Annotated in this window: 14 protein-coding genes, 1 pseudogene and 1 CRISPR repeat array; of the genes and pseudogenes, 10 read left to right on the top strand and 5 right to left on the bottom strand. The window is 51.1% G+C overall.

Annotation, left to right across the window (positions count from 1 at the left end; genetic code table 11):
• Positions 1 to 12 precede the first annotated feature (12 nt).
• Complete coding sequence (locus ACO6UY_RS09715) at positions 13 to 1,011, top strand: serine/threonine protein kinase (protein WP_422460666.1); 999 nt, start codon at positions 13 to 15, stop codon at positions 1,009 to 1,011.
• A gap of 258 nt (positions 1,012 to 1,269) precedes the next feature.
• Here ACO6UY_RS09715 and dnaB read toward each other — a convergent pair whose 3' ends face one another.
• Positions 1,270 to 2,670: a replicative DNA helicase gene (gene dnaB, locus ACO6UY_RS09710; RefSeq protein ID WP_422449903.1), complete on the bottom strand. Its 1,401-nt coding sequence runs from the start codon at positions 2,668 to 2,670 to the stop codon at positions 1,270 to 1,272.
• 339 nt (positions 2,671 to 3,009) lie between these two features.
• Between dnaB and cas3 the strand changes: the two genes are divergently transcribed.
• From cas3 to cas2e, 8 genes are read left to right on the top strand one after another with little or no spacing between them, the layout of a single operon-like run.
• A complete protein-coding gene (cas3, locus tag ACO6UY_RS09705) occupies positions 3,010 to 5,709 on the top strand; it encodes a CRISPR-associated helicase/endonuclease Cas3 (RefSeq protein ID WP_422449902.1) in 2,700 nt (899 codons plus the stop codon).
• A 31-nt stretch (positions 5,710 to 5,740) separates the two neighbouring features.
• A complete protein-coding gene (gene casA, locus ACO6UY_RS09700; protein WP_422449901.1) occupies positions 5,741 to 7,303 on the top strand; it encodes a type I-E CRISPR-associated protein Cse1/CasA in 1,563 nt (520 codons plus the stop codon).
• The gene (gene casB / locus ACO6UY_RS09695; protein WP_422449900.1) at positions 7,304 to 7,753 is read left to right on the top strand and encodes a type I-E CRISPR-associated protein Cse2/CasB; all 450 of its coding nucleotides are present in this window, start codon (positions 7,304 to 7,306) and stop codon (positions 7,751 to 7,753) included.
• Between the two features lie 35 nt (positions 7,754 to 7,788).
• Complete coding sequence (gene cas7e / locus ACO6UY_RS09690; RefSeq protein WP_422449899.1) at positions 7,789 to 9,006, top strand: type I-E CRISPR-associated protein Cas7/Cse4/CasC; 1,218 nt, start codon at positions 7,789 to 7,791, stop codon at positions 9,004 to 9,006.
• Positions 9,007 to 9,008: 2 nt separating this feature from the next.
• The gene (gene cas5e / locus ACO6UY_RS09685; protein WP_422449898.1) at positions 9,009 to 9,674 is read left to right on the top strand and encodes a type I-E CRISPR-associated protein Cas5/CasD; all 666 of its coding nucleotides are present in this window, start codon (positions 9,009 to 9,011) and stop codon (positions 9,672 to 9,674) included.
• Positions 9,661 to 10,281, top strand: a complete 621-nt coding sequence (cas6e, locus tag ACO6UY_RS09680; protein ID WP_422449897.1) for a type I-E CRISPR-associated protein Cas6/Cse3/CasE — start codon at positions 9,661 to 9,663, stop codon at positions 10,279 to 10,281. Before cas5e ends, cas6e begins: the two co-directional genes overlap by 14 nt.
• Positions 10,282 to 10,312: 31 nt before the next feature.
• On the top strand, positions 10,313 to 11,233 hold the full coding sequence (gene cas1e, locus ACO6UY_RS09675) for a type I-E CRISPR-associated endonuclease Cas1e (protein ID WP_422489743.1): 921 nt from the start codon (positions 10,313 to 10,315) through the stop codon (positions 11,231 to 11,233).
• Between the two features lies 1 nt (position 11,234).
• Positions 11,235 to 11,522: a type I-E CRISPR-associated endoribonuclease Cas2e gene (cas2e, locus tag ACO6UY_RS09670; RefSeq protein ID WP_257293982.1), complete on the top strand. Its 288-nt coding sequence runs from the start codon at positions 11,235 to 11,237 to the stop codon at positions 11,520 to 11,522.
• A 107-nt stretch (positions 11,523 to 11,629) separates the two neighbouring features.
• Positions 11,630 to 18,312: direct repeats of the CRISPR family, unit length 29 nt; unit sequence GTGTTCCCTGCGCCTGCAGGGATGAACCG.
• Between the two features lie 6 nt (positions 18,313 to 18,318).
• Here the strand turns inward: cas2e and ACO6UY_RS09665 are convergent.
• Positions 18,319 to 18,486: pseudogene (locus tag ACO6UY_RS09665) on the bottom strand (DnaB-like helicase N-terminal domain-containing protein); the annotation flags it as partial.
• Between the two features lie 462 nt (positions 18,487 to 18,948).
• Between ACO6UY_RS09665 and ACO6UY_RS09660 the strand changes: the two are divergent.
• Positions 18,949 to 21,201: a hypothetical protein gene (locus ACO6UY_RS09660; RefSeq protein WP_422449895.1), complete on the top strand. Its 2,253-nt coding sequence runs from the start codon at positions 18,949 to 18,951 to the stop codon at positions 21,199 to 21,201.
• Positions 21,202 to 21,324: 123 nt separating this feature from the next.
• Here ACO6UY_RS09660 and rplI read toward each other — a convergent pair whose 3' ends face one another.
• Genes rplI through rpsR form a run of 3 tightly spaced genes read right to left on the bottom strand, consistent with a single transcriptional unit; the run spans position 21,325 to position 22,915 of the window.
• Positions 21,325 to 21,771 carry a 50S ribosomal protein L9 gene (rplI, locus tag ACO6UY_RS09655; RefSeq protein WP_422449894.1) on the bottom strand — a complete coding sequence of 149 codons (447 nt, stop codon included), beginning with the start codon at positions 21,769 to 21,771 and terminating at the stop codon, positions 21,325 to 21,327.
• Between the two features lie 25 nt (positions 21,772 to 21,796).
• Positions 21,797 to 22,669 carry a hypothetical protein gene (locus tag ACO6UY_RS09650; protein ID WP_422449893.1) on the bottom strand — a complete coding sequence of 291 codons (873 nt, stop codon included), beginning with the start codon at positions 22,667 to 22,669 and terminating at the stop codon, positions 21,797 to 21,799.
• A 21-nt stretch (positions 22,670 to 22,690) separates the two neighbouring features.
• Positions 22,691 to 22,915 (bottom strand): 30S ribosomal protein S18, encoded by a 225-nt coding sequence (gene rpsR, locus ACO6UY_RS09645; protein WP_020584246.1) that lies wholly within the window; start codon positions 22,913 to 22,915, stop codon positions 22,691 to 22,693.
• Positions 22,916 to 22,964 lie beyond the last annotated feature (49 nt).

Raw genomic sequence — 22,964 nt, 5'->3', positions numbered from 1 at the left:
TCGGAGGCCCGCATGAACACGCCTACTCAACATCCATACGACCAGCTGACGCCTGACCGGGCACTGGACGCCGTTGAGAGCGCAGGATTTCTGAGCGATGCCCGCATTATGGCCCTGAACAGCTATGAAAACCGGGTTTACCAGGTCGGCATTGAGGACAGTGAACCCCTGATTGCAAAATTCTACCGCCCCGAACGCTGGTCAAAAGATCAGATTCAGGAGGAACATCAGTTCACCCTGGATCTCCAAGCGATGGAATTACCGGTGGTCGCCCCGATGGCTGACGAAAAAGGCAACACACTGCATGAGTTTGAAGGCTTTCTGTTTGCCCTGTTTCCCCGTCAGGGCGGCCATGCACCGGAACTGGATAATCTGGATAACCTGCTGACCCTTGGCCGCACCCTGGGACGCATGCACAAGCTGGGATCAGCCAGCGACTTCCAACACCGCCCGGCGATCAGCTTGCAGCGATACGGCATCGATAATGTTGAATACCTGCTGGCAAACGACTTTATTCCCGCTTCTCTTCTGGAAGCCTACCAGACCCTGACCCGGGACCTGCTCCATCGCCTGGAACTGATGACGCAACAGCATACGTGGCAATCCATTCGGGTCCACGGTGATTGCCACAGCGGCAATATTCTCTGGCGGAATGAGGCACCACACTTTGTTGACTTTGACGATACCTGTATGGCTCCGGCGATTCAGGATCTGTGGATGCTGTTATCCGGAGACCGCCAAGAGCAGACCCTGCAAATGGCCGAGATTCTGGAAGGTTACACAGAGTTTATGGATTTCAGCCCTTCTGAGCTGAACCTGGTGGAATATTTTCGTACCCTGCGACTGATCAATTACAGCGGCTGGCTGGCCAAGCGCTGGGATGATCCCGCCTTTCCCATGGCATTCACCTGGTTTAATACCGAACGGTACTGGGCAGAGCATATTCTGGAATTGCGGGAACAACTGGCAGCCCTGGACGAGCCACCACTGTCCGTCTTTGGACAGGTTTAGGAATTGTCCCGAAATAATTTCGGCATTTTAAACTCGATCTCCGTTCATCCTGAGTGCTGAGCTTGTCGAAGCATCGAAGGGTGATTGGCACAATGCATGAGGCCGGAGTTCACGCCCTTCGACAGGCTCAGGACGAACGCAGTTTTGAAGCTCAGCAATGTGCACATTATTCCGGGACAATTCCTCAGGGTTATCACACAGCACACCAGGGAGACTGTTTTCTTCCTTCGTGCTCTTTGTGCCTTTGTGGTTAAAACATCAGTCTTCCTCAAACCGGTAAGCATCCGGTGCCAGGTTCTCAAAGCGGGTGAACTGGCCAATAAACGCCAGTCGGCAAGTACCGATGGGACCATTACGCTGCTTACCGATAATGATTTCAGCAACCCCTTTGTACTCGGTATCCGGGTTATACACCTCGTCCCGGTAGATAAACATGATCACGTCGGCGTCCTGCTCGATGGCGCCGGATTCACGCAGGTCGGAGTTGACCGGGCGCTTATTGGGTCGCTGCTCAAGAGAACGGTTCAACTGCGACAGGGCAATAACAGGAACATTGAACTCCTTGGCAATGGCTTTCAACGATCGGGAGATTTCCGAAATCTCGTTGGTTCGCCCCTCACCAAAACCGGGAATCTGCATCAACTGCAGGTAGTCAATCATGATCAGGCCCAGGTCACCGTGTTCCCGCACCACCCGGCGAACCCGTGAGCGCATTTCCGAGGGGCTGATCCCCGCCGTATCATCAATAAACAACTTCTTGTCTTTAATGCGCTCAACCGCTGACAACAGTTTTGGCCAGTCTTCTTCTTCCAGCTGTCCACTTCTTACCTTGGACTGGTTGATCCTGCCCAGAGAAGAGAGCATACGCATCATCAGCTGCTCACTTGGCATCTCCAGGCTGAATACCATGACGCCCTTCTCACTGTTCAGCAGGGCGTTTTCCACCAGGTTCATGGCAAACGTGGTCTTACCCATGGAGGGACGGGCAGCCACAATCACCATATCAGAAGGCTGGAGACCAGAGGTCATCTCATCCAGATCCTTAAAGCCGGTGGTGGTACCGGTAATGGCGTTACCGGCATTAAACATCTCATCAATTTTCTTGACGGTGTTTTCAAGAATCTCCCGCACCCCCATCGGGCCACCGGTGTTCGGGCGCTCTTCGGCAATATTGAACACCAGCCGTTCGGCTTCATCGAGAATCGCCTGACTGTCTTTCCCTTCGGGATTATAGGCACTGTCCGCAATCTTCTGGCCGGTATTGATCAACTTACGCAGTACCGAACGCTCAAAGATAATCTCCGCGTAGGCGCGAATATTCGCCACACTGGGCACACTGCCCGCCAGCTCCGCCAGGTAAACCAGCCCGCCCACTTCATCCAGCTCACCCCGGTTTTCCAGGATCTCGGCAACCGTCAGAGGGTCAAAAGGCTTGCTCTCATTGCTCAGTGTACTGATGGATGCATAGATACGCCGGTGCCCCGGATTATAAAAGTCATCCGACGTCAGCTTATCCACCACCCGGTCCAGGGCCTGGTTATCCAGCATCAGCCCGCCGAGCACGGACTGCTCCGCTTCGATGGAGTGAGGGGGTGTTTTAATGGCAACCGTGGCTTCGTCGATGGGAAGCTCCAGCTCACGGGGACGTACATCCAGCATAGTGACGATCTGAGAAAAAAGATTAAATGATGATACGAATTCAGGAGGTAAAAATACAGCGACATTATCTTTTATGATCCTGTTCTTAAAATTTACTTACGTACTAATTCCCAGCCTGTCTGAAATCCCAGCTTAAGAACCCGACGGAAGTGATCTTTGCCAAAACACTCCTCGATAAGATAAGACTTACCCACCTGGCACCATCCAGCAGTAGCAGAGGTTTGCGCTTTTGCTGCTTTTTCCAGTTCAATGAAAGCCTGTCAAACGTTGATGTGAAGCATGTTTTTCAAATACACACTCCATATAATGTGAAACTCTTGTCATAGAATGGAAGCAGGCGTGTCTTTTTACAACTATTGGGGCAAAGCAGGTAATCAATCGGAAAATGATAATGCTGGTTATCATTTGCTGGCCTATCACTGTCTGGATGTCGCTGCGGTTGCTAAGGTTTGGTGGCAGACATCTGCGTCCCTCCGCCGTCAGTTTTGTGATCAAAGTGGTCTGCCAGATGAGCAGACTCAGGCTTGGTTGCTTTTTTTTATTGCTTTGCACGATCTGGGCAAATTTGATCTCCGTTTTCAATTAAAAGCAAAACTTGCCTGGCAGCAGGTTAATCCTGAGGCAAGTTGCTTTCAGCCTCGTTTTTCTCAAAAAGACATCAATGATTATTATCACGGGCCAGCCGGTGTTTATTGGTTATATCAAGACTTACATGCTGGTTTTGCAGGTGAAGATGAAGACAGTTATTTTTTTGATGATGACGATAATGAAAGCTGGGATGCGTGGTTGAGTTGGCTCGGGCCGGTAGCGGGGCATCATGGAACCATGGCAGATAACTCCGACAAAGATAACCACAGCTTTACTTTTTTACCCGGGTCGGTCAGCGCCCAGGGACTGGCATTATTGAAACAGGCTCGCCTGGAGTGGTTGAAAGCTCTGGAGTTTCTGTTTTTAAAACCTGCCGGGCTGACACTGGAAGGTGATCCACCATTTCTGGCTGACGGGACCTTGCTGGCTGGTTTTTGTTCAGTTTCTGACTGGTTGGGTTCATCCAGTGGTGAGGGTGATTTTGAATTTGAAAGCCAGCCAATAGATGATCTACAAGACTGGTTTAAATCTCGTTTGCCGATTGCCAGACAATTGCTTCATCGTGCAGGTATTACCGGTTATCAAAGTCGTGACAATCCTGCTATTCAGAACCTTCTTGAGGCGGGATATCAGCCACGGCAAGTTCAGTGCCTGGTGGGGCAGTTACCGCTAACTGAAAGTCTGACGTTAATAGAGGCCTCGACTGGTTCTGGAAAAACAGAAGCCGCTCTGGCTCATGCCTGGCAATTAATTCAACAGAACCTTGCAGATAGTATTGTGTTCGCTCTACCAACTCAGGCGACAGCCAATGCTATGTTGGGTCGTATAGAAAAAGCTGCACCTGTTATTTTTGAAGGGCAAATCAATGCGGTGCTGGCTCATGGCCGGGCAGGATTTCAAGAGGATTTTATCAATCTTAAACAAGCATTCAACTCACACCCTGCACAGGGGGAAGAGGAGGCCAGAGTGCAATGTGCTCAATGGCTGGCTGAAAGTAAAAAAAGAGTTTTTTTAGGGCAGATCGGCATTTGTACAGTTGATCAGGTGTTGGTTTCAGTGTTGCCGGTGCGACACAAATTTGTTCGCGGCTTTGGTATTGGGCGCAGCGTTCTCATCATTGATGAGGTGCATGCCTATGATGCTTATATGTACGGCCTTTTGGAGGAAGTATTAAAACAGCAACGAGCTTCGGGAGGATCGGCAATTTTGTTATCTGCAACTTTGCCGGATTATCAGAAGCAGCAGTTAATGGAGGCCTGGGCTGGGAAAAAAGTACCTGGCCGTTTTGAATACCCTGTTGATGCACCTTACCCGCTGATAACCTGCTATGGGCAGAAGCAGCAACACTTCTCACTTGACACCCAGCAGCGACCCGCCACAAAGCATGTCAATATTGAAATGCAAACAGTGTCAGAGTTGTTGCCTGATGATGGCTTGTTGGAACGAATGATTACTGCCGCAGAGCAGGGTGCCCAGGTCTGTTTTATCTGCAACCTTGTTGATGTAGCTCAGCAGTCTTTATACCAGTTGCGAGAAAAAGCGGCAGGGCGACTGGATGAAGAGCAGCTGATTTTGTTTCACTCCCGCTTTGTGTTTGCTGACCGTCAAAAGAAAGAAGACAAAGTTCTTGAGCTGTTTGGTCCCGAAGGTAAACGACAGAAAGGGCATATATTGGTAAGTACTCAAGTGTTTGAGTGCTCTATTGATGCAGATATGGACTGGATGATCACTCAATTATGCCCAATTGACCTGTTATTCCAACGTTGGGGGCGGCTACATCGTCATCAAAGCAAGCACAAGCGCCCCGAGGGATTTGGTCACCCCCTTTGTACTGTGTTGGTTCCACCGGAATCTGAAGACTATCAGCTGCATGCATTGATATACGGTGATAGCCGTATACTGTGGCGGACTCAGCAGTTATTGCTTAAGTCCGGAAATATTGTTGAATTTCCTCGCGCATACCGGGAGTGGATTGAACCGGTTTATGAAAAAGACGACTGGGGGAGTGAACCTGATTGGGTTATGAAGTCCCATCAGGATTTTGCTGAGCATCAGCAAAGCCAGCGTATGGGGGCACAAACACTAATTAAATCCGGTATGAATATGCTGGCAGATACTGACAATCATATTTCTGCGGTAACCCGTGACGGTGAAATGAACCTGACACTTGTTCCGGTCACTTGTAATTCCGAAGGTGAACGTTGCTTGCTGGATGGTTCGGTGATTGATGAGTTGAATAAAAGTGACCGCTTTGAAAAAATCAGCCTGAATAGTCTCGGAATACCCGCCAGCTGGAATAAGAAAAAAAGTGAAGGGCAACTGCCTGATATAGATGATGACGGTTTGATCTGGCTGGAAATGGCTTTCGTGGAGCAGGGCTACCGGGGGCAATGGGGAGAGACAGAGTACACCTATTTTCCGGAAACTGGTTTCCAGCGCACAAAAACATGAAATTGTAACAAAGTGTTGTGAATGTTGAGCCTTGATTATTGCACTGGTTGTCAATCTGGAGGGACAAGAAAAATTGAAACCATTCTCATTACTTACTGAACCGTGGATTCCCGTCCAGTACGAAGGAGCCCGGCTGCGAATCACGTACCAGCAACTTTTATGTGGGGAGAAAAAAGGCGATCTTTGTCTACCCCGTGATGACCTGGAGCTGGCTTGTCTGCAATTATTGGTAGCCATAACTCAGGTTTGCTTCACACCATTTAATCGAAAGGAGTTACTGGCCCGGCTCAAAAAGCCTTTGCCTACCGATATATTTCTGACTGGCGTGGAGGATAAAAAGGCTTGGTTTGACCTGAATCACCCGGATACACCCTTTATGCAAATTCGCGGAGTTAAGGCGAGCGAACCGACCCCGATGGATAAGCTGCTGGCAGGTGTGGCAGACGGTACCAATAAAACCTTTATTAATCCTCAAGGATTAGCGGAAGGGCTCTGTGGCAGTTGTACGGCAATAGCCTTGTTTAATATGGCCAATAATTGCCCCAGTATGGGTGGAGGGTTCAAGGGAAGTTTGCGCGGTAGTACACCGATTACGCAACTGATTACAGGGCCTGATCTGCGCATAACAGTGTGGCTGAATGTGCTGCATCAGGACCGTCTGAATAACTCTGTCATGCCGTGGTACAAAGATACTGCACAACAAGCTCCAAACTATGTAGATACCGTGAAAGCAGGTGAGAAAATTTGTGCAACAAATATCGGCCTTAACCGTGGTTTACTGTGGCAACCAGCACATTTTGAACTCTTGCCTGCTGAAGATACTGGTTGCTGTAGCGTCTGTAATGTCACTGCGCCATTGTATAAGGGTTTTAATAAAGCCAAGTTCAAATACACGGTAGAAGGTGTCTGGCCTCACCCACTGTCAGCCCGCTCCTTCAAGATTGCCAAAGGAAAAAAAGAAGAAAAGTTTCCTTCTTTTACCACCACAGCACCTGGCTGGACTCAACTTAGCCGTCTGGTTGTGGCCATGGAATCCAAAAAAGAAGGACAAAACCCTGCGCCTGTGCTGATACAGATCAGGGATGACAATTTGATCAGGCAGAAGTATTTACAATTTATTATCGGCGGTTATAGAAACAAGCAGGCAACTGTGCTGGAGCGTCGCCATGAATTTTTTAGTCTGGCGGATGGCTGGGCTGAACATGGGGAGGTGATCCATCACATTATAGAGACAGGTCTGGGGTATAAAACGGCTCTGCGCAGGGCTCTCTATCTCTTTGCAGAAGGTATCAAGGATAAAAACAGAGAAATCAAAGGTGCTGGAGTCAATCTCTGTCAGTCTGGGGATGACCTCTATTTCCAGCAAACCGAACAGTGGATTCGGGACATATTTGCTGATATCGATTTCAGTGAGCCACTACCTGCTATGGATCGCCTGCGCTTTCAACTAAAGCAAACCATACAGGCACTTTTTGATCAGCTCACACAACCCTACCGGCAGGAACCCAAAATGCTCAAAGCACTGGCATTGGCTCGGCGCAGCCTGAATAAATCGCTCGCTGACCTTCAGCCTGTGGTTACAGAGGAGAATTAAATGCAATCTTATAATGAAAAGTCTCAGGATTTCATCCGGCTGTGGAATCGCTATGATGATTTGGGTACTGGCTTCAAAGCCGAGTTGCGCAGGGTTGCAGCACCCGATGACCTTATTGAAATCCCCGCCTTTTATCGTTTAACACGAGGTTATGGCAGTCACAAGAATATCCGGAGATTGGTTTACTGTTTGCCACACCTGAAGCATCGGGACGGTGGCGATTCATTGGGTAAAGCTCTGGCTGAGGCTGGTGTCAGGGAAAAACGCCTGTTCATGGTGATTCGCTCACAGGAACCGAATGATCTGATTCAGTTGCGGCGTTTATTGCAACAAGTGAACCCAATAGTCGACTTTTCTCAAACAGCCTGGCTGCTATTGCGCTGGGATAAGCCGGAACAAAAGCAAAAATTGCTGGAAAATTTCTTTCTGCATCAGAAAGAGTCGCACTGAACCATTTTTTTCACAACATTTAAAAGGGCAGTCTTATGAATAAGAATTTTATAAACTTTCATATCCTGATTTCTCACAGCCCATCCTGCCTTAACCGGGATGACATGAATATGCAGAAGTCGGCTATTTTCGGTGGTAAACGCCGTGTGCGCGTTTCTAGCCAGAGTCTTAAGCGTGCAATGCGCACCAGTGAGTATTATCAGGAGCATTTTCCTGAAGTATCAATTCGTACCAGGCAACTGGAGTTATTGGCGAAAAAATTAACTCAGTTGGCCCCTAAAATTGATGAAAAATGGATTGCTAAGAGTGTAGAGCTTTTTTCCAGTAAAGTGATAGATGACTCAGATGATGATATGGAATCGGACGAGGAAATAACACAAAAGAAAACAGCAGTAGCCCCTTGGTCTATCTCAGAGTTTAAAACATTTTGTGAGCTTGTTCAGGAAATCTATGAGTCTGATTTAAATGAAAAGGATCATGCGTCACTGGTAAAAGCCATAGAGAAAGAGGGTAAACGAAAGGCAACGGCAAAGAAACCGAGATTATCTGATGATCAAGTTAAAGATATTATCTTGGCAAAAATAGTAAAACGAGAGCTAAAAGAGCGCACTGAAATAATGGTAAAAGCTTGTGGACGTGCAACAGATATTGCGTTGTCGGGGCGAATGGCAACATCGGGTTTAATGACCAATGTTGATGGTGCCCTTGCAGTGGCCCATTCCATCACCACCCACGCTGTTGATGCCGATATCGACTGGTTCACTGCTGTGGATGATTTGCAGGAAATGGGATCGGGCCATCTGGATACTCAGGAATTTTCTTCTGGCGTTTTTTACCGTTATGCCAGCCTGAACCTTCAGCAGTTACAAAAAAATCTGGGTGATGCTCCCCGTGAACAGGCGCTGGAAATCGCTGCACATGTATTACATATGCTTGCCACCGAAGTGCCTTCTGCCAAACAACAAAGTTTTGCTGCCCATAACCTGGCTGATCTGGCACTGGTTAGTTTTTCTGACCAGCCTCTGTCCCTGGCCAATGCTTTTGAAAGCCCTGTGAAGGAAACCGGCAATGGCTTTCGCCGTCCCTCAATAAAGGAACTCCATGACCATTGGCAAAAACTGTCAGTAGGGTTTGGTCTGGATGAATGCTGTGCCGAATGGGTGCTTGAGGATGTTGAACTACCTCAAGGTATTAATGCTGTTGAGTCCTTACCTGCACTGAAACAGTGGGTTCAAAACAATGGTGAGGGTTGATAATGCGACAGCATTTGATTCTGAAACTGGAAGGTCCCTTGCAAAGCTGGGGTAAACACAGCTTTGAAGGGTTACGACCGTCGGAGGCTTTTCCGGGGCGCAGTGCCTTGTTGGGGCTTCTGGGAGCCTGTCTTGGTATTGACCGTGCGGACTGTGAAAGGCAACGTCAACTGGCGACAAGTGTCGGCTTTGCAGTACGTGTTGATCAGGGCAAACACGGGCCGATAAAAATGACGGACTACCACACCGTGAAGGATGCACGGGTGGATTATCAGGGCCTGAAAAGCCATGAGACCATTCAGACCTGGCGCGAGTACTGGCAAGATGCCAAATACACTATTGCCATCTGGAATTTGGCAGAAGCCAGTATCTCTCTGCATCAATTACAGCAGGCTATATGCAAACCTGTTTTTACTCCGGTACTGGGCCGACGCAGCTGTCCGCTGGTTCGCCCCTTGTTTGAAGATATGATTGAAGCCGAAGATGCGCTGGCCGCACTGATAAAAATTAAACCTGTAGCAGGTACGGTCTACAACGAAGAAGCATCAGGCAACCACCAACTGCAGCTCAGGGATATACCCATCCCTGAACAACCAAGGCAGTTTGCTAACAGGAGAGTCCATGTGCAGGTGCTGACAACAGAGGAGGGATGTGATGTATCTGGCTAAAGTGCATATTGCTCCTGCAAAGAGTAACAATGCTTACGAATTGCACCGGGCTTTATGGCAATTATTTCCTGATCGACCGGATGATAACCGCTCCTTTCTGTTTCGTGTAGAAAGCCTGAGTCGTGCGTTTGGTGCTCAGGTATTAATGCAGTCACACCTAAAACCGACTGGAAGTGGTGAGCACGTTCGTTGCCTGGCAGCCAAAGCTATTAATTATCAATTTCAGGAAGGTCAGCAACTGCGATTCCGACTACGGTGTAATCCGGTCAAGGCGATTAAGGATGAGCGTAAAGGTACGGTAACTCGTAACGGTAGAACGCATATCCGTTCTGTTAGAGTACCTTTAATCAGGGAAGAAGAGCAGCAGCAATGGCTGGACAGTAAACTCAGGCAAGCAGGAGCCCGTTTACAGGCAGTGAATATAGTGCAAGAAAATCCACTTTACTTCCGTAAGGCAAGGGAGAAACGCAGTGGCAAGGTGCAGCCGGTGTTGTTTGAGGGGGTATTGCTGGTGAATGATCCGGCTGCATTCCAGATAGTTGTAGCTGAAGGTATAGGGCCAGCCAAATCCTTTGGCATGGGGCTGTTAAGTCTGGCTACTGGTTAAGCCTGAAATATAACAATGACAAGGAGGTTGGATGTCGTTTATCCCACTAAAACCCATCCCGATCAAAGACCGGGTGTCCATGGTGTTTGTCAGCAAAGGTCGTATTGATGTTCGTGATGGGGCCTTCGTTGTGGTTGATGAAGTCAAAGGTGACAGAAAGCATATTCCTGTGGGATCTGTCGTCTGTATTATGCTCGAACCGGGTACACGGGTATCCCATGCTGCCGTCAAACTGGCGGCAATGACCGGGACGCTATTGATTTGGACTGGAGAATCCGGTGTTCGGCTTTACTCTGCCGGTCAGCCGGGTGGTGCAAGGTCAGATAAATTGCTTTATCAGGCAAAACTGGCTCTGGATGAAGAACTGAGACTGAAAGTCGTGCGCAAGATGTTCGAATTTCGTTTTGGTGAGCCAGCCCCTTCCCGTCGCTCAGTTGATCAGTTGCGAGGCCTTGAGGGTGCCAGGGTCAGAAAAACGTATCAGCTGATGGCAAAACAATATGGTGTGCAATGGAAGGGGCGAAGTTATGACCCAAAGGACTGGGAGTCAGGAGACAGCATCAACCAATGTTTAAGTGCCGCCACAGCCTGTCTCTACGGTGTTACTGAGGCAGCGGTGTTGGCGGCAGGATATGCGCCTGCTATCGGTTTTATTCATTCCGGTAAGCCCAAAGCGTTTGTGTATGACATTGCTGATCTGTTCAAATTCGAAACAGTGGTGCCGGTGGCGTTTCAGATTGCTGCCAAAGGTACCCATAGTCCGGACAGGGATGTACGTATTGCCTGTCGTGACAGTTTTCGTAAAACACGGCTGCTGAAAAAAATCATTCCTACCATTGAAGAGATTCTGGCAGCGGGAGAAATTACGCCACCTCCGCCACCGGAAGATGCACAACCACCGGCGATTCCTGAGCCTGTTTCGATAGGTGATACAGGTCACAGGAGCAGCTGAAATGAGTATGTTGGTTGTGGTGACTGAAAATGTACCACCAAGATTAAGGGGGAGATTGGCGGTCTGGCTGCTGGAGATTCGCGCCGGTGTGTACGTTGGAGATGTGTCCATAAGAATCAGGGAAATGATTTGGGAACAGATAAATGCGCTTGCTGAGGAAGGCAACGTGGCTATGGCCTGGGCAACCAACACAGAATCCGGATTTGATTTTCAAACCTACGGCACAAACAGGAGAATACCAATCGAAGAAGATGGTTTAAGGCTGGTTCTTTTTCAATCGGAAGAATAATCAATCTGTTCTTTAACAATGGAATATTTACAGCGAATTTTGGATGAATTTGCTGGTGGAAATTTTAGGTCTTGCAACCTTTTGATTTAGTGGTGTATTTTTTTAGAGTGTTCCCTGCGCCTGCAGGGATGAACCGCCTGGACAAATTCAGGCAGGAATACCCCTGTTGTGTTCCCTGCGCCTGCAGGGATGAACCGTTTCAAACCATTTTAATTTTTCTTCTGCTGTTGTGTTCCCTGCGCCTGCAGGGATGAACCGCACGATCAGGCCGCACAGGAGTCAATGCCATCGTGTTCCCTGCGCCTGCAGGGATGAACCGGCGGATGTTTTTAACCGGATGACCGGGTGGACGTGTTCCCTGCGCCTGCAGGGATGAACCGCCTACAACAGCTACTCGGTGGCCTAGTTATAGGTGTTCCCTGCGCCTGCAGGGATGAACCGTCGGTGTACGATCTGGAATCGATCAGTAGATTGTGTTCCCTGCGCCTGCAGGGATGAACCGTTTTACGGTGATTGACCTCAGCCAGTTACCACGTGTTCCCTGCGCCTGCAGGGATGAACCGATAATGAGCGTAAACAGCTCTCCGAAAAACTGGTGTTCCCTGCGCCTGCAGGGATGAACCGTATCTCTGTGTTTGTTAGTGATCTAAATAGCTGTGTTCCCTGCGCCTGCAGGGATGAACCGATACGGCGGCAAAAAGCGCCGACGCGAATAATGTGTTCCCTGCGCCTGCAGGGATGAACCGCGTAGGTGAGAATGAAATAGCTGTTTATGAAAGTGTTCCCTGCGCCTGCAGGGATGAACCGATATTGCTTGCAGAGCGGAACACTGGAGCCCAGTGTTCCCTGCGCCTGCAGGGATGAACCGGATGCAAGGAAGGATAAACAGGCAGTAAAACAGTGTTCCCTGCGCCTGCAGGGATGAACCGCGCATATACGACGCTTTCAAAGGCAACAATCAGTGTTCCCTGCGCCTGCAGGGATGAACCGGAGAACTCTAGTTTGAGATCAGGGGGATGAGGGTGTTCCCTGCGCCTGCAGGGATGAACCGGCCTCCCTGATGGATACCGATGAGCTGTTCCTGTGTTCCCTGCGCCTGCAGGGATGAACCGACGGCGCCCGGATTGAATACAACAGCAACAGCGTGTTCCCTGCGCCTGCAGGGATGAACCGTACCGAGGTGTACCCAAGAGTACCGCAATAGTGTGTTCCCTGCGCCTGCAGGGATGAACCGTCCATAACGATGTGCGGGGCGATATTCAGGCCGTGTTCCCTGCGCCTGCTGGGATGAACCGCCAGTTTGAATATGACCGGCTGGACAAGTCGGGTGTTCCCTGCGCCTGCAGGGATGAACCGTTCTCAAACAGTAGTGGTTCCGGGACAGTTGTGTGTTCCCTGCGCCTGCAGGGATGAACCGCTTGCCGTGAGGCTGTGAAAACCTATGTGAAAGTGTTCCCTGCGCCTGCAGGGATGAACCGTCGGCAGCCGTCAGATCAGTCTTGGCCGCCACGTGTTCCCTGCGCCTGCAGGGATGAACCGCACTGGAGCATACCTTCAACTCTGAAAAGGTAGTGTTCCCTGCGCCTGCAGGGATGAACCGGTGACTTACACAGTGAGTAATAGTACCGGCTCGTGTTCCCTGCGCCTGCAGGGATGAACCGGATTGATATGGAGAACGGCATAGCGTCAATTCGTGTTCCCTGCGCCTGCAGGGATGAACCGGCACCGTCAAAATCAATATTGAGTTTGTCGGTGTGTTCCCTGCGCCTGCAGGGATGAACCGGCACCGTCAAAATCAATATTGAGTTTGTCGGTGTGTTCCCTGCGCCTGCAGGGATGAACCGTGTTTCTGCCACGCTAAAAACTCCGCTTCCGGGTGTTCCCTGCGCCTGCAGGGATGAACCGCGGAGCAGGCAGCTAATGAACAAAAAACAATGGTGTTCCCTGCGCCTGCAGGGATGAACCGGCCACGGAAGAACAGCGTCGTTTGTGGCTGCTGTGTTCCCTGCGCCTGCAGGGATGAACCGGGCAGGGAGTTGAGACAGGTTCTGGGTATTGGGTGTTCCCTGCGCCTGCAGGGATGAACCGAATGCTTTACGCTGCTGGTGTGACTATCACCGGTGTTCCCTGCGCCTGCAGGGATGAACCGTTTGAGAAAGCAGCATGAAAAACTAACCGGGGGTGTTCCCTGCGCCTGCAGGGATGAACCGCCCACGTTTGACTGGCGGGAGATGTGGCAGCAGTGTTCCCTGCGCCTGCAGGGATGAACCGATCGTTTAAAACACCTTCAAGCGGTTACCAAGGTGTTCCCTGCGCCTGCAGGGATGAACCGACAGGCAGGGCAATATTGTGTCATTGCCGTGGGTGTTCCCTGCGCCTGCAGGGATGAACCGTCGAGCACGTTGTTCTTATCCAGAACATCACCGTGTTCCCTGCGCCTGCAGGGATGAACCGAGAGCAGATCAAAAAATCAGGCCGTGGAATACGTGTTCCCTGCGCCTGCAGGGATGAACCGGTATTAGAGGAATTAAGGCGTATTCATCTGTGGTGTTCCCTGCGCCTGCAGGGATGAACCGTTTTGTGTGGCATCGGGATTGCCGGTCAAGGCGTGTTCCCTGCGCCTGCAGGGATGAACCGGTTTCGCCACTCTTCATGGCCTGCAACAGCTCGTGTTCCCTGCGCCTGCAGGGATGAACCGGGCAGCGGGAAGGCGGAGAAAAAGGCGAGAAAAGTGTTCCCTGCGCCTGCAGGGATGAACCGCCGATTCACAGTTATAAAACGGTGGCCGATCTGTGTTCCCTGCGCCTGCAGGGATGAACCGAAATAATTATCTGCTTTCTGTAGTCGGTGTTTGTGTTCCCTGCGCCTGCAGGGATGAACCGTTTATCGTTGCTCTCCTGAATCCCTTCTTTTTGTGTTCCCTGCGCCTGCAGGGATGAACCGTTCATCGCTCCGGTACTGGTGGTTGCACTGGCGTGTTCCCTGCGCCTGCAGGGATGAACCGTTTACAGAAAGGGAATTGATGCTGATTGTGGTGTGTTCCCTGCGCCTGCAGGGATGAACCGTTTGTGGTGGCGTTCCTGACTCCTGCCTTTTTGTGTTCCCTGCGCCTGCAGGGATGAACCGCTAATGTCATTGTTTTTATTGAGTTTTTCATTGTGTTCCCTGCGCCTGCAGGGATGAACCGCGCGAAGGCCGTCGATGGCGTTTACAACGGTAGTGTTCCCTGCGCCTGCAGGGATGAACCGGGAAATATTTTTTTCGCCTCTTCCATTGATACGTGTTCCCTGCGCCTGCAGGGATGAACCGGTCTCTATAGGCTGCTCCAACCTGGCTGGTCTGTGTTCCCTGCGCCTGCAGGGATGAACCGCTGGAAGGTTTGATTTTATGAGTGTGTTTTCGGTGTTCCCTGCGCCTGCAGGGATGAACCGTATCAGGTAGCGGAACTCAATGACCAGATGATGTGTTCCCTGCGCCTGCAGGGATGAACCGAGTGAAGCTGTGTAGAGAATGACGCATACCAAGTGTTCCCTGCGCCTGCAGGGATGAACCGCAATGAGCGTATATCTGCAATACTCCGGGCGTGTGTTCCCTGCGCCTGCAGGGATGAACCGCCAAGGCTGAACGGTTAATGGATGCCCAGTTGGTGTTCCCTGCGCCTGCAGGGATGAACCGACAGCTGGCGTCGCCATGTCAAGGAAGAGCCAGTGTTCCCTGCGCCTGCAGGGATGAACCGGTTACTGAGGATTTCCGGCTGGATATCTATGCGTGTTCCCTGCGCCTGCAGGGATGAACCGCAGGAGACTACTGTAGATGTAGACAAAACCACGTGTTCCCTGCGCCTGCAGGGATGAACCGGATTGTTTACCGATTTCATTGAGTTCATAACCGTGTTCCCTGCGCCTGCAGGGATGAACCGGCCATCAAGGAGCAACTGGACGCCCTGATCCGGTGTTCCCTGCGCCTGCAGGGATGAACCGTGTATCGCTCGCTCAAGATCGGGGGTGCTGCAGTGTTCCCTGCGCCTGCAGGGATGAACCGTCATAACACCAGCCCACAAAAATCCGGAAGTGGTGTTCCCTGCGCCTGCAGGGATGAACCGCGGTCTGGGTGGGTGGTGCCCCATGAGTCGAAGTGTTCCCTGCGCCTGCAGGGATGAACCGTCAGGCAAACAGCTGATAGCTCTCGTTCAAATGTGTTCCCTGCGCCTGCAGGGATGAACCGAATACTACGAAAACACGCCAGAGTTGGACAAAGTGTTCCCTGCGCCTGCAGGGATGAACCGCGCCCAGATCGCGCCGAGTCGCATCAGTGAATGTGTTCCCTGCGCCTGCAGGGATGAACCGTTTTATCTGCCACTTTGCGCCGGGAAATTCCAGTGTTCCCTGCGCCTGCAGGGATGAACCGGGAGGTCGTAACCCATGGCCTTCAGAACCCGCGTGTTCCCTGCGCCTGCAGGGATGAACCGCCCTGCTCGGAGCAGAAAGCGCCCTCGGTTTTGTGTTCCCTGCGCCTGCAGGGATGAACCGGTTAACCCGTTTGTAGACTTCCCCGGCGACAAGTGTTCCCTGCGCCTGCAGGGATGAACCGGACCTGAGAAGGGCCTGCCTGAATCTGGCCGGGTGTTCCCTGCGCCTGCAGGGATGAACCGCGACCGCCGAAAACAAAATAGACGGCGCAGTCGTGTTCCCTGCGCCTGCAGGGATGAACCGGCATCCCGAAACTGCCGGACGGTAACACCGCCGTGTTCCCTGCGCCTGCAGGGATGAACCGAGCTTTACCGCCAGCTACCTGGCTAACCGGTTGTGTTCCCTGCGCCTGCAGGGATGAACCGGAATAGTCACAGGCGTCTATGAATTCCAGAGTGTGTTCCCTGCGCCTGCAGGGATGAACCGTTCAATGCCGGTGCCCTGCTGCGTGGCGATATGTGTTCCCTGCGCCTGCAGGGATGAACCGTTGCCAGAGCTGAGCGACGCTACGGCCTTGCGGTGTTCCCTGCGCCTGCAGGGATGAACCGAGCCAGCTGGGCATGGATGACGATGAGTACCGGTGTTCCCTGCGCCTGCAGGGATGAACCGAAAAGCAAAAAAGCCCGGGATAAATAATGCAGGTGTTCCCTGCGCCTGCAGGGATGAACCGTTCAGGGCGCTGGCAGTTATCCCGCTGAATCGGTGTTCCCTGCGCCTGCAGGGATGAACCGAAATCCGATGGTACCGCTCGATACCGCTGTGTGTGTTCCCTGCGCCTGCAGGGATGAACCGGAAAGCTTGTAGAATGGCAATTCAAATATGCAGTGTTCCCTGCGCCTGCAGGGATGAACCGCCGGAAGTGGCGGAGCGGTTCAGCACCATCAAGTGTTCCCTGCGCCTGCAGGGATGAACCGCAGTCAGGTTAACTTGAAAGGCCAGCGTGACAGTGTTCCCTGCGCCTGCAGGGATGAACCGTGAACAATACGCTCCATTACCGCATCGTCGTCGTGTTCCCTGCGCCTGCAGGGATGAACCGCAGATACACGACTCCCCTCTGATGTAGATCAGCGTGTTCCCTGCGCCTGCAGGGATGAACCGGTGACATCAAAGAAGTAGTCCTGCTCTTCGGTGTGTTCCCTGCGCCTGCAGGGATGAACCGCGAGATTTTTTAGCAGCATAGGGATAACAATGCGTGTTCCCTGCGCCTGCAGGGATGAACCGCAAAAGGTTATCGCTGATCTGATTAAGTTCGGCGTGTTCCCTGCGCCTGCAGGGATGAACCGTGAGTCTGTAGCGGCCTTGGCTTGAACTGAATGTGTTCCCTGCGCCTGCAGGGATGAACCGCAAGTCCTTCTCTTTCCCGAACGTCATCCGAAGTGTTCCCTGCGCCTGCAGGGATGAACCGTGTCCCAACTGTGGACGTAAATCGGTATGGGTGTGTTCCCTGCGCCTGCAGGGATGAACCGAAACCCAACGGGCCCTCAACATCCGCGCCGCCGTGTTCCCTGCGCCTGCAGGGATGAACCGATGGGAAGAGTAGACAGGTGTTCTGTATCCAGGTGTTCCCTGCGCCTGCAGGGATGAACCGATGGTTGAGGGCTTTCGGGTCAATGCTTCCTTGTGTTCCCTGCGCCTGCAGGGATGAACCGTGGTGAAGGACTTTAACCGGGCCAAACGATCAGTGTTCCCTGCGCCTGCAGGGATGAACCGCCCTCACGCTGCAACAGATTGACGGCACGGGTGTGTTCCCTGCGCCTGCAGGGATGAACCGGCCTCACCACCAGCTGCCCCCGACGAATGCCGGTGTTCCCTGCGCCTGCAGGGATGAACCGGCCCAAAAAGCATCAGGAAAAGAATAATACGAGTGTTCCCTGCGCCTGCAGGGATGAACCGACAAAAGCACTCGGCTGGTAAAAGACAGCCGGGTGTTCCCTGCGCCTGCAGGGATGAACCGAAAAAAGCCTGGCAGCAGGCCAGGGGCGCGGAGTGTTCCCTGCGCCTGCAGGGATGAACCGACCGTCTCCTTGGTGAGGTACCCACCCCTGGCGTGTTCCCTGCGCCTGCAGGGATGAACCGAGAAAGATGACGACTCTCAAAATCTGACGCCACGTGTTCCCTGCGCCTGCAGGGATGAACCGAGAAATTAGATTTCACAGTTCTGAATATGAAGGTGTTCCCTGCGCCCGCAAGGATGAACCGTCAGACGAACTCATCAGGTTGCGATTAACCCAGTGTTCCTTGCGCCCGCAGGGATGAACCGGGATTTATCAACGCCTAATGCAGAGGCCAACCGTGTTCCCTGCGCCCGCAGGGATGAACCGCGATCCGAAACCATCCGACGTCAGCTTATCAGCCACCCGGCCCCTGGCCTGGTTATCCAGCATCAGACCACCCAGAACGGACTGCTCCGCTTCAATGGAGTGGGGAGGTGTTTTAATGGCAACTGTCGCTTCATCAAGGGGAAGCGACAGTTCGCGAGGACTGACATCCAGCATATTAACGTGCTGCGGAAAAGAGTAGTGGCATGTCAGGATACCTGATTCCGACCTTCAGAAGGAATAACGATTTTCATTCACCAGTACAATAAAACGGCACAGCGTTCAGCCTCGAACTGGAAACAGCATAAAAATCAATGGCTATCTATTTAACAAAGGGATTATCTGGAATTTTTATTCAATTAACGAGTCCAACAAAAAATCAGGCCAACGGAAAGCAATGTTCCCATGAATAATTTTCCAACTCGTTCACATGCTCCAATCCTGACACCCCGAGAGGCCCGTTCGCCTGAATCAGACAGTACCATACCATCCCATCAAGAATGCCCTGTCAGGCTGCTCTCTGAGATAACAGTCCCACAGATACCGCAAGGTACTTCAGCTCTGCATCCACACGCCACCACATCGTCAGTTACATCAAGAAATATTTCACAAACACCCACAGACGGTAGCCGGGTACCGATGACAGACGCCGTCAAAAATGCCCTGAAATGTCTGAAAGATGCTGGTATAGACGCACAACAGTGGCAAGGGCTCGGGTTAGTACTGGAGGTTCCCTATGACATGATAAAAAGCATCGATACAAACCTTGCATTGAGCAACCCCGAGAGCAAGTTGTGCGAATTACTCACCTGCGCTGAAACATCAAACCTTTTGCTACCAGAAAGGTTGGTTCAGGGGGTCAGCGAACTTATGGATATGGCACTGTGTGAAGAATATAGAAATAACACATACGCCTTATGTCGATTCATTTTCCCGCATCAATACGTTTTCAATAAAAAACAGGAAATTGTCACCAGAGCAAAAAGCTTTTTTGACTGCGGATCTCTCTCCCTGGCGGAGCCTGATTGCTATAACAATGACAATCGGTCGTGGTACGACAGGATTTCACCCAGAGATGCTTACCTGATCGTTAATAAGCACTTGGATAAAGCACAACGTTATTCTCTTGCCGCCAGATTAGATCTGCCTGACGCTGACCGGGAAGCATTATTGCCACTACTGGTCGGAGAATGGAATGTCTATGTCGCAGAGCTGTTATGGCGGGCAGACGAACAGCAACTGCTGACCTTCGCCAATTTGTGTGCGGTTATTTGTGAAAGTGGCAGTTGCTGGTCAGTCGAGACGAAAGTTTGTCCCAAACTGGGCCTGGATTATCATCAGCTTCCACAATACCAATCCAAAAGGAGGTTATCAGAAAATAACGGCGAGCCTGATCGGTTGTTAAGTATACGGGATTTGGTTTCCGTTTTTTGTAATCAAATGCAAATCCTCCCGGAATATCTGGCACAGGTCTGTGGTTATTCCGAACTACTTAAACACCCCCTGTTGATGACGATGCAGAAAAAAATCAAGTTTTTTCCTGATACTCTTAAAAGAGTGATTTTTCTGGAACTGATTTACCAGAAAAACCGTGGAAATAGCAAAGGCGGTTTATCCATTACTGACGTTGTCCGCATTCTTAATAAACCGGAGGTGATGGAGTTCAGAGTAGCCAACCGGTTATTGAGTAACATGACCGCTGGTGATTCTGAACAGGCAAGCCCGGTATTTACGCGATCACAATTGTTAGAACTGGCCGACATGCTGATTCAGAATCCGGATTTTGAGGCAGAACCTCTGGCAAAAATGCTGGGTCTACCCAACCATAAAAGAAAGTTGATTGTTTCCGGGGAGCATGCAAAAGTTTTACAAAAAATGATTTATGACATTTTCTATGCAGCCAATACGTTGGGAAGGCTCACTCCCGAAAATCTCCTGTACGCTTTGAATCAGACTTGTTCGGCATCATTGGTGAACAGCGTGTGCAATATGAGTACGTTTCCGCAGTTACAATCCATCACCGGCACACCATTACCGCCGTTAGTACTTGGCCAGCAAGATGAAATCCCCCGAAAACCAGGCTCAATACCCTTAACCATGGATTTCCTGGGTAATCTACTGCTGAGCCATAACGTGCATAGAATTGGTATGTGTACAGGGCTTGGATTTGATGAGCTAAAGGCATTACAAACGTGTACCGGAGACAAACCACAGCTTCTGGCTTATCGCCTGTCTAAGAAACTGACTGAAACCGAACGGGGTCTTGAAACGGGTCATCTTTATCAGGCGCTGCAATGGCTGAATGACAAGGAAGCGCTGGCCTATTTCCCGCAACAACAAACCGATGAGTTCCTGAGTTGTCTGCCTGAGCAGACCGTTAGCAACATCCAGCAGGGAATGGCTTATATTTCAGCATTCAGCCAGATCCCCGACACAGACGATGGAATTGGATGGATCTTTCCGATTGCCTGCAAAATCGGCTTGCCCAGGAGAGAATTTGATCACATTCCTGTATCCTGTGATCCTGGCTGGAATCTCATCAGTTTCCTTCTGGCAGCCGGAGAATCCCCATCACCACAAAGGGTTAAAGAACTTGTTGAGTGGTCCGGGCAATTGACGTTGGCAAAAGACCTTCTGAGTGAGTCGGGAGATAACGAGTCATCAGCCTATCGTTGCCCCATTGGCGGAAATTTAATTTCATGGCCGGCAGCAATCGACAAAAAGCAGAACCAGGGTGGGCCACAGACCGTCTATTTTGAGCATGACCTGCTGTTTAAATGGGTTAATAAAAACCCCATCCATCCGTTAACATTAGCAGCACTTGACGTGAAAGAGATAAGGACTCACTGTCCAGAATTTTTTGAGCAACTTATTGCAACGCTCGATGGTTAATCTCAGGACAGCCCTTCTCTTTGTAGAAAGGGAAAAAAACCGATGAATTGCCATAAGCCGGGTTAAAAAAAACCGGAGCCCCGTTAGAGTTCCGGTTTTTAATCTATCTGTTAACCGAACTGATTATTCAGCTTCGATAAACACCTTGATAGTTGCAGCAACATCAGAATGCAGCTGGATACCAACGTCGTACTCACCAACGGCACGGATTGGGCCTTCTGGCAGACGGATTTCGCTCTTGGCAACCGCAACACCGGCAGAAGTGATGGCTTCCGCCAGGTCACGAGGACCGATAGAACCGAACAGTTTGCCTTCGTCGCCTGCTTTGGCGGTCAGGGTCAGTTCGATTTCAGCCATTTCTGCAGCGCGCTTCTGAGCACCGCTCAGTTGTTCGTTAGCCGCGCTCTCAAGCTCGGCACGACGGGCTTCGAAAGTCGCCAGATTCGCTTCAGTGGCAGGCAGGGCCTTGCCAAAAGGAATCAGAAAGTTACGGCCATAACCGTTTTTAACGGTGACCTTGTCGCCCAGCTTACCAAGCTTGGCAATTTTTTCGAGCAGGATTACTTCCATTTCGCTAGCCTCTATCTAGTACCTGTCATCCCTGATGCAGTCGGTTATTCGCGCGGGCGCGAAAATCAAAAAGACTGTCCAGACATGCAGTTAAAACAATGACCGGGTACGCCAGTTGCGTGACAAAAATCAACAGGATGTAAAACCCTACCAGCCAGAAGCTTCCCAGTTGTCGCATCCTCACCAGCCCGTGGATCATGGCAAGCCCCGCCACCAGCAATGGCAGCGTTGCTGCAGGAACCAGCACCAGCATGTAAGGAACAACGGTTGCTCCCACCAGGGTAAATGCCAGAAGCCCCATGGCTACCGGGAACGGCAGGCGGATCTGGTGAAACTCTTCACGGAATCCACCCGGGTTAAAAAGCTGTGCCTGCCAGGATCTGGCCAGCACCAACCCAAGGATGCAGATCACCAGGTTAAACCAGGTGATCACACCGATAACCCCGTATTCTACCAACGGCCCAATGCCCGCTACTAAGTCGTCCGTACTCTGCCCTGCCTGCTGAACGTAGTCACGAACCAGTGTCATGACCAGTTCGCTGATCAGGGCGATTTGCTGTGGAGCCAGCTGCGCCATGACCAGAGCGATGAAAGCTCCGGCTGGCAGCAGCGCCAGTAGTGTTTTTTGCCAGGAAACCGTTTGGCGTAATACCAGGGCCAAAGCCACGATGGTTGTCAAACCGATGATCGTGGAGAACTGTCCCATGGCTGCCCAGGCAATACCCGGCAGCACAGCCCACGTGAGTATTTTCAGCCCTTCACTGGTACCACGACGTAGTACTACCAGTGAAATAATGGCTGCACTCACCCAGAACAGCATGGGAATACAGGCAAACACAGTGGCCAGGATCATTGCCTGTTTCGGGCCACGCATTACCAGTTCCGCCAGTCCACGCATCAGCTATACCCTGTGAATAAATCAGTGACGATCGGTGTATGGCAGCAGGGCCACGTAACGAGCGCGCTTGATCGCTGTTGCCAGCTGACGCTGGTAACGAGCCTTGGTACCGGTGATACGGCTAGGAACGATCTTACCGGTTTCAGAAACATAAGCTTTCAGGGTGTTCAGATCTTTGTAATCGATCTCTTTCACGCCTTCAGCGGTAAAACGGCAGAACTTTCTGCGACGGAAAAAACGTGCCATGGCAACGCCTCCTTGGATTTATGCTTGTATGGTAAAGAGCAGGTTAAAG

This window comes from Endozoicomonas sp. ALE010, assembly GCF_049310165.1.
Lineage (GTDB): Bacteria > Pseudomonadota > Gammaproteobacteria > Pseudomonadales > Endozoicomonadaceae > Endozoicomonas.
Note: the sequence above shows the minus strand (reverse complement) of the source record. Positions and strands in the feature narration are given on the sequence as shown.